The organism is Collinsella aerofaciens, assembly GCF_039752985.1.
Classification (GTDB): domain Bacteria; phylum Actinomycetota; class Coriobacteriia; order Coriobacteriales; family Coriobacteriaceae; genus Collinsella; species Collinsella aerofaciens_BT.
The window spans coordinates 1-13,182 of record NZ_JBDMHA010000060.1 but is presented as its reverse complement, the minus strand read 5'-3'; the positions used below and the strand labels follow the sequence as shown (position 1 = coordinate 13,182).

The 13,182-nt window shown below is 53.6% G+C and carries 11 protein-coding genes and 1 tRNA gene; 10 read left to right on the top strand and 2 right to left on the bottom strand.

What is annotated here, in order from left to right; genetic code table 11:
* The 7 genes from ABHR76_RS08100 to ABHR76_RS08070 all read left to right on the top strand — a co-directional run.
* Window positions 1–510: glycosyltransferase family protein (locus ABHR76_RS08100; protein ID WP_346977295.1), on the top strand; the 510-nt coding region annotated here is incomplete at its 5' end.
* Between the two features lie 16 nt (window positions 511–526).
* Entirely contained in the window at window positions 527–1,426 is a 900-nt protein-coding gene (gene rfbA / locus ABHR76_RS08095) for a glucose-1-phosphate thymidylyltransferase RfbA (RefSeq protein WP_346977294.1), read from the top strand.
* 24 nt (window positions 1,427–1,450) lie between these two features.
* Window positions 1,451–2,473: a dTDP-glucose 4,6-dehydratase gene (gene rfbB / locus ABHR76_RS08090; RefSeq protein WP_346977292.1), complete on the top strand. Its 1,023-nt coding sequence runs from the start codon at window positions 1,451–1,453 to the stop codon at window positions 2,471–2,473.
* Window positions 2,474–2,545: 72 nt separating this feature from the next.
* Entirely contained in the window at window positions 2,546–3,994 is a 1,449-nt protein-coding gene (locus ABHR76_RS08085; RefSeq protein WP_346977290.1) for a sugar nucleotide-binding protein, read from the top strand.
* Between the two features lie 111 nt (window positions 3,995–4,105).
* Complete coding sequence (locus tag ABHR76_RS08080; RefSeq protein ID WP_346977289.1) at window positions 4,106–5,986, top strand: glycosyltransferase; 1,881 nt, start codon at window positions 4,106–4,108, stop codon at window positions 5,984–5,986.
* Window positions 5,987–6,085: 99 nt separating this feature from the next.
* Complete coding sequence (locus tag ABHR76_RS08075; protein ID WP_346977287.1) at window positions 6,086–7,273, top strand: LicD family protein; 1,188 nt, start codon at window positions 6,086–6,088, stop codon at window positions 7,271–7,273.
* Window positions 7,274–7,305: 32 nt separating this feature from the next.
* On the top strand, window positions 7,306–9,147 hold the full coding sequence (locus tag ABHR76_RS08070; protein WP_346977286.1) for a glycosyltransferase: 1,842 nt from the start codon (window positions 7,306–7,308) through the stop codon (window positions 9,145–9,147).
* 31 nt (window positions 9,148–9,178) lie between these two features.
* On the opposite strand, the gene ABHR76_RS08065 is transcribed toward ABHR76_RS08070, so the two are convergent.
* Window positions 9,179–10,108 carry a glycosyltransferase family 2 protein gene (locus tag ABHR76_RS08065; protein ID WP_346977284.1) on the bottom strand — a complete coding sequence of 310 codons (930 nt, stop codon included), beginning with the start codon at window positions 10,106–10,108 and terminating at the stop codon, window positions 9,179–9,181.
* 161 nt (window positions 10,109–10,269) lie between these two features.
* Between ABHR76_RS08065 and ABHR76_RS08060 the strand changes: the two genes are divergently transcribed.
* The 3 genes from ABHR76_RS08060 (at window position 10,270) to ABHR76_RS08050 (ending at window position 12,025) form a co-directional block, all read left to right on the top strand.
* Window positions 10,270–11,115 carry an ABC transporter permease gene (locus tag ABHR76_RS08060; RefSeq protein ID WP_346977283.1) on the top strand — a complete coding sequence of 282 codons (846 nt, stop codon included), beginning with the start codon at window positions 10,270–10,272 and terminating at the stop codon, window positions 11,113–11,115.
* Window positions 11,116–11,127: 12 nt separating this feature from the next.
* Window positions 11,128–11,895, top strand: a complete 768-nt coding sequence (locus ABHR76_RS08055) for an ABC transporter ATP-binding protein (RefSeq protein ID WP_117776189.1) — start codon at window positions 11,128–11,130, stop codon at window positions 11,893–11,895.
* Between the two features lie 53 nt (window positions 11,896–11,948).
* Window positions 11,949–12,025, top strand: a tRNA-Arg gene (locus ABHR76_RS08050).
* Between the two features lie 154 nt (window positions 12,026–12,179).
* On the opposite strand, the gene glf is transcribed toward ABHR76_RS08050, so the two are convergent.
* On the bottom strand, window positions 12,180–13,182 hold a 1,003-nt coding region (gene glf, locus ABHR76_RS08045; RefSeq protein ID WP_346977281.1), incomplete at its 5' end, for a UDP-galactopyranose mutase.

Genomic DNA, 13,182 nt, shown 5'->3' with positions numbered 1-13,182 from the left:
GCAGCACTGGATGCTAATCCAAAGTGCTCCCTCTGCTTCAGCGCTTCATGTGTTATTGACTCGAATGGTGCCATTACAATGAAGAGGAGACCTTTTAAGCGGGATATGGTTTTAAAAGGCTCTGATTTTGCCCGCAAGACATTTCGAACTCATAATATCTATGGAGAGCCTTCTAATGTCATGTTTCGTAGAGATTGCTGGCAAAAGGTTGGACCCTTTAATGATTCTCTGTGTTACTCCCCTGATTGGGAGTATTGGATTCGTCTATCACTTAATAGTGATGTCTGCTATCTAGACTCAATTTATTCCTATTTTAGAGTGTGCAACGAATCTACTACGAACTCACTTTTTAAGGATAAAAAAGAGCAATTGAAACGCGATGAGTTTGATTTTGTGCGAGCAATCTGTTCACTCGATGGTATCAATATATCGTCGGTTGATTTAACCGCTCGTAAATTGTCGCTCTCAATCAGGAACATTGCTAAACGGATTTATTTTTCCGTTCACTGACTTTGGAAGTGATTGAATGAAAGGCATCATCCTCGCCGGCGGGTCCGGCACGCGCCTGTACCCGCTCACGCTCGTGACCTCCAAGCAGCTGCTGCCGGTCTACGACAAGCCCATGATCTACTACCCGCTGTCCACCCTCATGCTGGCGGGCATCCGGGACATCCTGGTCATCTCCACGCCGACCGACCTGCCCAACTTCGAGCGCCTGCTCGGGGACGGCTCGCGCTACGGCGTGAACCTCTCCTACGCAGAGCAGCCGAGTCCGGACGGCCTGGCGCAGGCCTTCACCATCGGCGAGGAGTTCATCGCCGGCGAGCCGTGCGCGCTGGTGCTGGGCGACAACATCTTCTACGGCAACGGCCTGTCGCGCCACCTGACGCGCGCCGTGCAGAACGCCGAGTCGGGCCGCGCCACGGTCTTCGGCTACCACGTGGACGACCCCGAGCGCTTCGGCGTCGTGGAGTTCGACGGGGAGGGCAGGGCCGTCTCCATCGAGGAGAAGCCCGAGCGCCCCAAGAGCTCCTACGCCGTCACCGGACTCTACTTCTACCCGGGCGACGTGGCCGCCAAGGCCCATGGGGTGGAGCCCTCCGCCCGAGGCGAGCTAGAGATCACCGACCTCAACCGGATGTACCTGGAGGAGGGGACGCTGTCCGTGGTCACCCTCGGCCGCGGCTACGCGTGGCTGGACACCGGCACCATGGAGAGCCTGCACGAGGCCGCGGAGTTCGTCCGCGCCGTGGAGCACTCCCAGGACCTGCCGGTCTCGGTCCCCGAGGAGATCGCCTGGGAGAACGGCTGGATCACGACCGCCGAGCTGGAGGGGGCCGCGAAGGCCTACGGCAAGTCGGTCTACGGCCGGCACCTGAAGAAGGTCGCCGCCGGCGAGATCGTCAACAGCCCGCGCGAGTACTAATCCGATCCAATGGGAGATACAAATATGTCTGAAGAGCTCTTCGAGCCCAGGAACATCATCGTCACGGGCGGCTGCGGCTTCATCGGCAGCAACTTCGTGCACTACGTGGTCAACAACCACCCCGGCGTGCACGTGACCGTCCTGGACAAGCTTACCTACGCCGGCAACCCCGAGAACATCGCGGGGCTGCCCTCCGACCGCGTGGAGCTCGTCGTGGGCGACATCTGCGACGCCGGGCTGCTGGACCGCATCGTCCCGGGCCACGACGCGATCGTGCACTACGCGGCCGAGAGCCACAACGACAACTCCATCGCCGACCCGGAGCCCTTCCTGCGCACCAACGTGGAGGGCACCTTCCGCCTGCTGGAGGCCGTCCGCAAATACGGCATCCGCTACCACCACGTCTCCACCGACGAGGTCTACGGCGACCTGGCGCTCGACGACCCGGCGAAGTTCACCGAGGAGACGCCGTACCACCCGAGCAGCCCGTACTCGAGCACCAAGGCGTCCTCCGACATGCTGGTCCGCGCCTGGACCCGCACCTACGGCCTGCGCACCACGATCTCCAACTGCTCCAACAACTACGGCCCCTACCAGCACGTGGAGAAGTTCATCCCGCGCCAGATCACGAACATCGTCGACGGCGTGCGCCCCAAGCTCTACGGCCGCGGCGAGAACGTCCGCGACTGGATCCACACCGAGGACCACTCCTCGGCCGTCTGGGACATCCTCACCAAGGGCCGCATGGGGGAGACCTACCTCATCGGAGCCGACGGCGAGAAGAACAACATCACGGTCCTGCGCATGATCCTGGAGGCGATGGGGCGCGACCCCGAGGACTTCGACTGGGTCGCCGACCGCCCCGGCCACGACCGCCGCTACGCCATCGACTCGTCCAAGCTCCAGCGCGAGCTCGGCTGGAGGCCGGCCCACACCGACTTCGCCGAGGGGCTCAAGCAGACGATCGACTGGTACGTCGCCAACGAGTCCTGGTGGCGCCCGGCCAAGGAGGCCACCGAGGCGCGCTACCGCGCGCAGGGCCAGTAAGACCGCATCCCGGTGAACCGCACCGCGGGGCGACCCCGGTTTCCCAACCTCTTCGATAGGAGCTTTTCCCACATGGCAGACATCGCATTCGAGAAGGACCTCTCCGTCGCCGAGACCGGCATCGAGGGCCTCAAGGTCGTCGACCTCGCCGTCCACGGCGACTCGCGCGGCTGGTTCAAGGAGAACTGGCAGCGCGCCAAGATGACCGCCCTGGGCATCCCGGACCTCCGCGTCGTCCAGAACAACGTCTCCTACAACGAGAAGAGGGGCGTCACCCGCGGCATCCACGCGGAGCCCTGGGATAAGTTCATCTCGGTGGCCCGCGGCTCGGTCTTCGGCGCCTGGGTGGACCTGCGCGAGGGCAGCGAGACCTTCGGCAAGGTGTTCACCTGCACGCTCGACCCGTCCAAGGCCATCTACGTCCCGCGCGGCGTGGGCAACTCCTTCCAGGCCCTGGAGGACGGCACCGCCTACACCTACCTGGTGGACGCCCACTGGTCGCTGGAGCTCAAGAGGACCTACACCTTCGTGAACCTCGCCGACCCCGAGCTCGCCATCGAGTGGCCCATCCCGCTGGAGGAGGCCACCGTCTCCGAGGCCGACCTCAACCACCCGATGCTGAGGGACGTCGTCCCCATGGCGCCCAAGAGGACGCTCGTCACCGGCTGCAACGGCCAGCTGGGCCGCGCGGTGCGCGCGCTCGCCGAGGAGCGCGGCGTGGCCAAGGACTTCGACTTCTGCGACATCGACACCTTCGACATGTCCGACCCGGCGGCCTACTCCAAGTACGACTGGTCGCTCTACGGCACCGTGATCAACTGCGGCGCCTACACCGCCGTGGATAAAGCCGAGACCCCCGAGGGCCGCGCCATCGCCTGGAAGGCCAACGCGACCGGGCCGGCCTTGCTCGCCCGCACCTGCGCCGGGCACGGGATCACGCTCGTCCACGTGTCCTCCGACTACGTCTTCGACGGCACCGCCGAGGTCCACACGGAGGACGAGCCGTTCTCCCCGCTGTCCGTCTACGGCCAGACCAAGGCCGCCGGCGACATCGCCGTGGCCGGCTGCCCGCGCCACTACATCATGCGCTCCAGCTGGGTCATCGGCGAGGGCCACAACTTCGTGAAGACCATGAAGGGGCTGTCCGACCGCGTAGCCGACCCGGAGGACAAGTTGGAGCAGGTCACCGTCGTGGACGACCAGCTGGGCCGCCTGACCTTCACGCGCGACATGGCGGAGGCCATCTTCCACGTGCTGGGGACGCACGCCCCCTACGGCACCTACGACTGCACCGGCTCCGGCGCCGTGAAGAGCTGGGCGGACATCGCCCGCGCCGTCTTCGAGGTCGCCAACGGCAACGGCGACAGGGTCGTGCCGGTATCGACCGCCGACTACTACGCGAGCGCCGCGGGCCCCATCGCCCCGCGCCCGACCCACTCCGCGCTCGACCTTTCCAGGCTCGAGTCGGTTGGGTTCCATATGCCCGACTGGGAGGAAGAGCTAAAACTTCATTTTGATTAGATGCCTTTAGTACATTGTTTGCATTCTTAAAATCAGTGAGAATGCAAACAATGCCATGGGCATTTATGCCATTTTGCCAAGTTGCACCAGGAATTTTTTGGATGGTTTTCAATGCATTTTAAACTTGCAAATTTGATTTTTAACGGATCTGATGCGATGTTGCAGTATCCATTGCTTTGCTATAGGGCAACGGAGGGTCTTGTTATTCCAACTTCGAATGACGCTATTGAAATCATGAAATCGACCAATGTTGATTTCACAACATATTTTAATGCGCTATCCATTTATAAGTGGCGAAAATACACTACTGCAAAGGCGTTTTATCTTCATATCGAGTATTGCGGCTCCGCCTTAACGCTTCAGCAGACGTATGCAAATAATTATTCTTGGATTCCTTCTACAATTGATGGCTCTGCGGTTAGTTTGCAACGATCCGATGAATGGAGTACGGCTGAAATCGAACTCTCCCTTTGTGAGGGAGAGATTCTGCACGCTTTTAATATCAGTACTGAAGGCCCTGTTAATATTCGGAATGCGTATTATTATTGCGATTGTGAAGAACTGGATATTCATCCAGTTGAGCTAGCGCTTGCAACTACTACGTTTAAAAAAGAAGACTATATTGTCCGTAACGTATCTCTTTTACAAAAGAACATTATTGATTCTGATGAAGAGATTGCTGATCATTTCCACGTACACATTATTGATAATGGCCGTTCGCTGAATAGTGCAAACCTGGATTCATCGCGTGTTACTGTTCATCCAAATCCTAATGTCGGCGGGTCTGGTGGTTTTGCTCGGGGGATGATTGAGTCACTTGAGCAGAATCCTAAAGCGACTCATGTTCTCCTGATGGACGATGATGTCGAGGTTCTTCCCGAGAGTTTTATCCGCACTTTCAACCTGCTCTCTCTTCTCAAAGAAGAATATGCTGAGGCCTTTTTATCGGGTGCTATGATGAGCTTGGAAGAGCCCAATTTGCGTACCGAGGATTTAGGGTTCTTTACTGCTAAGGGAACTTTTTCTCCCCTTAAGCCTGCAGGCTATATGACCTCACTTCATGATGTCGTTGAGACCGAGATATATAAGGCCCCAACTGGCCTTTATGAGGACACTGCCCAACAGTATGCTGGCTGGTGGTATTGCGTTATACCTACCGCAACGATTGAACGTGAGGGGTTGCCCTTGCCCTTATTTGTTCGTTCTGATGATGCTGAGTATGCGCTTCGTTGCAAACCCAAGTTCATGTCCATGAATGGTATTTGCGTTTGGCATAATTCCTTTAAGTTTAAGTATAGTGCTGCCGTGGAGCGTTATCAGGTAAGCCGAAATACGCTAATCAGTCAGGCGACAACTGGCGCTGCGCCTCTCTCTGATTTTCTTTATGAGATTCGTCGTGAAGTTGAGCTCGACTTGAAGAAATTTAATTACGATGAAGCTGCTCTTGCCGTAAAAGGTCTTGAAGATTTTTTGAGAGGTCCGGAGTGGATTTCTCATCCTGTCGCTGAATCCCGTTTTATGGCGGCAAATCGTGAAAGGGAACAATTGATTCCCATCGAGCAGCTCATCCCTCAGGCACAAGAATTGGGTGTCGACTTGACGCAACTGACTTTTGGCAATTTGAGCCTTGGGGGCGACAGGTCTAGGCTGCAGGCATTTAAGGATTATCTGACCATTAATGGCCACCGTTTTGTTAACGACTCCGTTAAACGTAACGGTAGGGTTGCTGTTATTGATGCTGCGGGATGGGTTTATCCCGCAGGTAAAATCAGGGATGTTGACACGCTTATTGTGGTAGATATGCCTAATAAAAAGGGTGCCATTAGACATATGGATAAGAAGCGATTCAAAGAGGTTTGGAGTCGTTTTCGTAAAGCCGAGAAGGAATTCAAGCGTAACAAAGATAAGATTTATACCGAATACGCTTCGTATAGAGATGTCTTTACTTCGATCGATTTCTGGAAACAGTATTTGAAAGAGGCGTCGGAGTAGTCTTCATGTGAGTGGGTTTCAAGGTGGGACCCACTCATTCTTTTGTATCATATGAGTAATTGTGCTTCGTTCATTGTTTGTCGTTGCGAAGGTTAAGCCATGTCCTTGCTTTCTACTATTAAAAAGATCCTCCCTGGCTCATCCCGATCGTTGCATGCTATGCATGAGGATATGGACCGTCGTTTTGACGAGGTTTTCGCCCGTATTGAGCAGGCCGATAACGGTATCAATATGAATATCAATTACAAATTCGATACTCGGCTATTTCCAGAAATTGAATTGCTCAAGCAACGCCAACAAAGTCTGTCAGAACAAATGAGGCTTCGCTTTGAATTGTTAGCGCGACGTGCGTACCCCGATCTCACCCCTTTTGAGCTCCGTTGCAAAATCTTTGATGCATTACCCGACGCCGAGGGTGATATTCGATTGATGCAGCAGGCAAACGCGGCCTTGATGAGTAAGCTAGACGCGATTTGTGTTGCCAATAATATTCAATACTGGCTTTCTTATGGTTCTCTTGTTGGCACCTTGTCTCGATCGGGTTTTATTCCTTGGGACGTCGATATTGATATCTGCATGCTTAGGTCCGATGTGGATAAGCTCACTGCCGCTTTAATAGACGACCCTGAATATCAAATCACCCTCGTATATGACTGGTTTGTAAAGTGTCGTCAAGTTCGCTTTTGTTCAACTAATTCGCTTATACCTTGTTTTGTGGACATTTCGATTTACGACCGGGCGGCCGAGAATTCCAAGCGCGCGAACGATCAACTTAGGCAACTCAGAATTGAGCTTATGGATTTCTTTGACAAAAATGAACGTGAGTTTAGTTTTTGGAAAGATAATCCTTGGATGGTTCATCCACACAGTGGGCTTAGCGTGCAGTGCGGAGATGTTGACTTGGAAGCTCAGAGAACAGTTGTTTCTTCTGCGGAGATTGATCTTGTCCAGAGCGTATTCGATTCGTTTAATGAAAAGGCTCATGATCTAGGTTTGTTAACCGATGAGTCTCGTGGTGATTTTGCATACGCGATTGATAACGTTTTTGATGCCCCTAAACGTAAAATAATTTGGGACCGCAACGATATCCTTCCCGTAAGAAAGCATCCGTTTGACAGCTTCTCTTTTTTGGTTCCCGCGAAAGCGGAAAAGGTCGCTGATGATTGCTATCCTGGATGGCCTTACATGCCAATGGACATCTGTGGGCATGATCATTTTGCAAAGGATGTTTTGTCTGATCCCGATGTTCGCTCCGCGATGGCAAAGTTTGTCGACGAATGTAATTAGTAGTTACAACGGCTTTGATTAAGGTATTTAAAATGCAGTTTAAACTTGCGAATGTTGTACTTAAAGTTGAAAAGCATGCAAAGGATTTTCCCGAACTCTACTATCGCGTGCTCTCCGGTGGTGCTTCGTATGATGACGATATACATTCACTTCATGTCAATGGACACGTTGACTTTCTGACGTATGTGAATGGCCTATCTGCTGGCAAATGGCATCAGTATGCGTCTGTTGGCGGCGTTGTCTTGCATATGGCTTTATTTGGCAGGGGCCGGGTTGTCGTTCATGGAGTGAGATCTAGCGAGCTGAATCCTGTCGAGCTTAAATCGAATCCTTTTGATGGCAATGAAATTGATCCTTGCGTTCTCGATATTGATATCGATACAACCGGCTACGACTTGATCGGTTTTAGGATTGAGAGTGATGAGGGCTATTCCGTAGACCTCTTGAACGCCTCTTATCTGACTGATGTTCCTGAGGACTCAATTAACCAGATCAATCTTGCTCTTTCTACTACTACATTTAAGAATGAGCAGTACATTCTTCCGAATATTGAACTCGTTAAAGCGGGCATCTCCAAAGAGGACGGTCCGATTCGCGACCACTTCCACATGTTTGTCGTCGACAATGGACAGACGCTCGATTCTGCATCACTTTCCGATGAGCTAGTCACCGTGCTCCCGAATCCCAATACGGGCGGTTCGGGAGGATTCGCACGTGGAATGATGGCGGCTACTGAAACTCCTGATCAGTACACTCACATCATTTTGATGGATGACGATGTCTCTATTATGCCCGAGAGTTTGATCCGCACGTTCAATCTCCTCTCTCTTGCTAAAGGCAAGTATAAGGATGCCTTTATTAACGGCGCCATGCTCTCAATGGAGGACCCTACTCGTCAGTTCGAGGATGTCTCGTATGTGGCGACCACTGGTGCCTATCGTCGCGTAAAAGAGGACTTGAATGTTGGCAAGCTGTCCGACATCCTCGAAAATGAACGCACGAACGTTGAAGTTGATCAGGCCTATGGGGCTTGGTGGTATAGCTGCATTCCGGTGAAGGCTATCGAAAAGAACGGCCTTCCCATGCCTTTCTTTATCCGCTGCGACGACGTTGAGTTTGGCATGCGCAATAAGCCTGTCTACATGACCATGAATTGCATTTGCGTGTGGCATGCAAGCTTTGAGGGGCGTTTCCGCGCTTCGGTTGACTGCTACCAGTACTTCCGCAACTTCTTTGCCATGATTTCACTCGATGATTGTGCTGATGAGAAAATGTTTGTCCTTCGTATTCAGCGAGGGGTACGTCAGAACTTGCGCGATATGGATTATCAGGCTGCTGAGTTTATCCTTGATGGCTTTGAGGACTATCTGCGCGGCCCTGAGTATCTCCAGAAGCTTGATGGCGCCGCGACGATGATTGGTAAGGGTAAGTTAAACGAAAAGCTGATTCCTGTTTCCGAAATGGATCCAGAGCTTCTTCGCAAGGCTGGGGTTACGGAGCAAGTGCTCGCTAATGTTAATCTGGAATTCCATCCTTCGAAATTTATGAAGTATTGGAGATCTATTCCTTACGACAAACACTATCTTCCCGATGCGCTGTTGCGCGGAAAGCCCGGCTATGCAGTTAAGAATGGCAGCTGTACGCTTGAAGGCAATTCGACGCGTTGCAAGACGCTGGTATTTCTTGATCCGACCCGCGAGAAGGGGTCGGTCCGCACGATGGATCGGGCGCGGTTCAAGAGTATTCGCCGCCGAGAGCACGAACTGATGGCGCGCTATCGTAAAGAGGGCAAGAGCGTCAGGGGGGCATGGAAAGATGCCATGCCGTACATGACTTCGCGAGAGTTTTGGGAACAGTATTTAGGTCTGAAATAAGAAGAGGTCCGGATTAAGTCCGGACCTCTTCTTATTTTGAATAGGTTTTATAGGCTTGTAACTCCCATTGTTTTCTTTCGACTTTTGCAACTGAGTCGAGGATTAGTCCCGTTGCTAGGCTCAACCCACACAGGAACATGAATGAGGCCGCAAGTATGGCCGTGGGGAAGCGGGGGACTAAGCCGGTTTGGAAGTACTCCACAACAATTGGAATTCCGAGGGCAAGGCCTATGATGGCGAAGATGAGCGCTATAAGAGTAAAGAACTTGAGCGGACGATAGTCTTTAAAGAGCGTTCCAATCATTGCGATGACCTTGATGCCGTCGCTAACGGTGTTGAGCTTGGACTCGGAGCCTGCGGGCCGATCGCGATACTCCACCGGCACGTCTTTAATTCGCCAGCGGTGATCGACAGCGTGGATGGAGAGCTCGGTCTCAATCTGGAAGCCCTCGCTCAAAACGGGGAAGGTCTTGACGAAGGGTCTGCTCATGGCTCGGTAGCCGGTCATCACGTCGTCAAAGCTGTAGCCGTAAATCCACTTGATCATGGCGCGAACAAGATTGTTGCCAAAGCCGTGGAAGGCCCTCTTGTTCTCTTCGGCATAGGTGCCGTTTGACAGGCGATCGCCAACGGTCATATCGGCTTCGCCGTTAAGGATGGGCTCGCAAAGCGCCTTTGCCGCCTCGGCGGGGTAAGTGTCGTCTCCATCAACCATTAGATAGCATTCGGCGTCGACATCACGGAACATTTGGCGGCACACGTTGCCTTTGCCCTGTCTGGGCTCGTGGCGCACCGTGGCACCGTGCTGCTTGGCGATTTGCGAAGTGCCATCAGACGAGTTGTTGTCATATACAAAGACGGTTGCACCGGGTAACTCTCGATGAAAATCGTCGACAACTTTGCCAATCGTCAGCGCTTCGTTGTAGCAGGGGATTATGACGACGGTATTCGAATAGTCCATGTAGGACCTCCTTTAATGAATCAACGGGTCGAAAGTATACCTATCGTCTGCCCCTTTGATTAGATATGGGTTAGTTCTCCAGATTTGTTGCGGTGAGTTATCGTCAACGTGGGAGGGCTATACTTTCCACTGTTATGTTTTACGAGACAAGGAGATGGTCCGTGGCTGACAACGTAGAGAGTCAGAAAGCGGTGGCTAAACCGGCCTCTCACGCTAAAAATGATTTTGAAAAGGACAAGTTCATTCTTAAGCAGCTTGTCACCAAAGATTTTAAGATTAAATATCGTCGCAGTGTTCTGGGTGTGGCATGGTCCGTGCTTAACCCGCTGCTGATGATGATTGTTATGTCGATCGTGTTTTCGACAATCTTCGCGCAAGGTCGCAATGGTTCTATTACGCCCGAAATGTATCCGCTTTACTTGATCGTCGGTAACGTGACGTTCTCTGTCATGTCCGAGTCGACGAACCAAGCGCTTATGTCCATCATTTGGGCTTCCTCTCTGCTTAAGAAGGTTAAGGTGCACCGTTGGGTCTTTCCGGTGCAGAAGGTGCTGTTCTCGCTCGTTAACTTCGCCTTCTCTTTGGTTGCCGTCGCCTTGGTTATGCTTTGGTTCCACGTGCTTCCCACCTGGCATTTAATTCTGCTGCCGGTTTGCTTGCTCCTGCTCATGTGTTTCTGCATGGGCTTGGGCATGATGCTGTCTGCGCTGGCGGTTTTTTTCCGCGATGTTATGCACCTGTGGACCGTTGTTATCACGGCCTGGATGTATCTGACGCCGATTTTCTGGACAACCGACTTCATTAGCCAAATGGCACATTGGATCCAGGTCCTTGTGGTTGTGAATCCCATGTACAACTACCTCCAGTTTATGCGTGATATCTTCCTGTTTAATACCGTGCCTTCTGCGCTTACCTTTGGGCTGTGTGTTGTTTGGGCTATTCTTGCTCTTGCTATTGGTTACGCCGTCTTTCACAAGACCGAGCACAAGTTTATCCTCTACATCTAAGGAGTGCTGCTCATGACTGAATCTGCTATTGATTACAGCAAGCAGCCCCTTGCTGTTGAGGTCAAAGACGTCACCATGATCTTTAACATGGCGTCCGAGTCGCTTACGAACCTCAAAGAGTATTTTATTAAGCTCGCGAAGCATGAGCTGTTCTTTGAGGAATTCCGTGCGCTTAAGCACATTTCATTTGATGTGCATCGTGGCGAGGTCGTTGGCCTTGTTGGTACTAACGGTTCCGGCAAGTCTACGATGCTCAAGATCATCGCTGGCGTTTTGGAGCCCAGCGAAGGTGAGGTTAAGGTTCACGGCAATATTGCGCCGCTGATTGAGCTTGGTGCTGGCTTTGACCCGGAGCTTACGGCTCGTGAGAACATCTATCTGAACGGTGCGCTGCTTGGCTATACCAAGGAGTTTATCGACGCTAGTTTTGACGAGATTATTGAGTTCGCCGAGCTTAAAGACTTCGTTGACATGCCCTTGAAGAACTTCTCGTCGGGTATGGTCGCGCGTATCGCCTTTGCTATCGCTACGATTACCGAGCCCGATATTCTCATCGTCGATGAGACGCTTTCTGTTGGCGATGTCTTTTTCCAGCAGAAATGCGAGCGCCGTATTCAGCACTTTATTGAGAGTGGCGACGTCACGGTCTTGTTCGTTTCTCACTCCATGGAGCAGGTTGAGCGTATTTGCCAGCGTGCTGTGTGGATCGAGAAGGGTGATCTGCGCATGGATGGTCCCGTGGACGAGGTCTGCAAGGCGTACCACGATCAGTTCAAGTAGGTTATAATTTATTGGTCGTGTGAACTTGTACCCGCTTGGACGCCCGGCTTTATGCTCCATTAGCTCAGTTGGATAGAGCAGGGGACTTCTAATCCCAAGGTCGACGGTTCGAATCCGCCATGGAGCACCAGAGAGTTTTTGAAGACCCGGTATAATGCCGGGTCTTTGCTTTTTGGGCATGTGGGCGTGCAGTGCTCCCTCAACAATAAGCCCGGTGTAGCATCGCTGCACCGGGCTTATTGCTTCTTGCGAATTTGGTTGTCGGTCTCGAGTCGTTGAGCTCCCTACGCCTCTGTCGGCTCCACGCCCAGCTCGTTGCGGACGAGCTCGAAGGCGGCGGCGATGGCCTTGTCCATGTCGTAGTACTTGTAGCCGCCCAGGCGACCGGCGAAGACCACGTCGCCCTCCTGCGCCGCCAGCTCCTCGTACTGCTTGTAGAGGGCCTCGTTCTTGGCGTCGTTGATGGGGTAGTAGGGCTCGTCGCCGGGCTTCCAATCCGCCGGGTACTCGCGCGTGATGACGGTCTTCTCCTGCGTGCCGAACTCGAAGTGCTTGTGCTCGATGATGCGGGTGTAGGGGACCTCGCGCTCGGTGTAGTTGACCACGGCCACGCCCTGGTGGTCCTGCTCGTCGAGTGTCTCGGTCTCGAAGCGCAGGCTGCGGTACTCGAGTGTGCCCAGCTTAAAGTCGTAGAACGAGTCGATGGGGCCGCAGTAGATCGTCCTGGCGGCGATATCGGGCTCGGCGGCGGCCAGCTCCTTGTACTCCACGCCGCAGCGCACCTCGACGCCCTCGAGCATGTTGGCGACCATCTTGGTGTAGCCGCCCATGGGGATGCCCTGGTAGCGGTCGTTGAAGTAGTTGTTGTCGTAGGTGAAGCGGCAGGGGAGGCGCTTTATGATGCTCGCGGGCAGGTCCTTGCAGTCGCGGCCCCACTGCTTCTCGGTGTAGCCCTTCACGAGCGTCTCGAAGATGTCGCGGCCGACGAGCGACAGCGCCTGCTCCTCGAGGTTTGTCGGCTCTCCGATGTTCTCGGCGGCCACCTGCTCGGCGATCTTGGCCTTGGCATCTGCCGGCGTGACGACGCCCGGCCACATCTTGGCGAAGGTGTTCATGTTGAAGGGCATGTTGTACATGTTGCCGTGGAAGTTGGCTACCGGCGAGTTGACGTAGTTGTTGAACTCGGCGAAGCGGTTGACGTAGCCCCAGACGTCCTTCATGGAGGTGTGGAAGATGTGCGCGCCGTAGCGGTGGACTTGGATGCCCTCGACGTCCTCGGTGTAGACG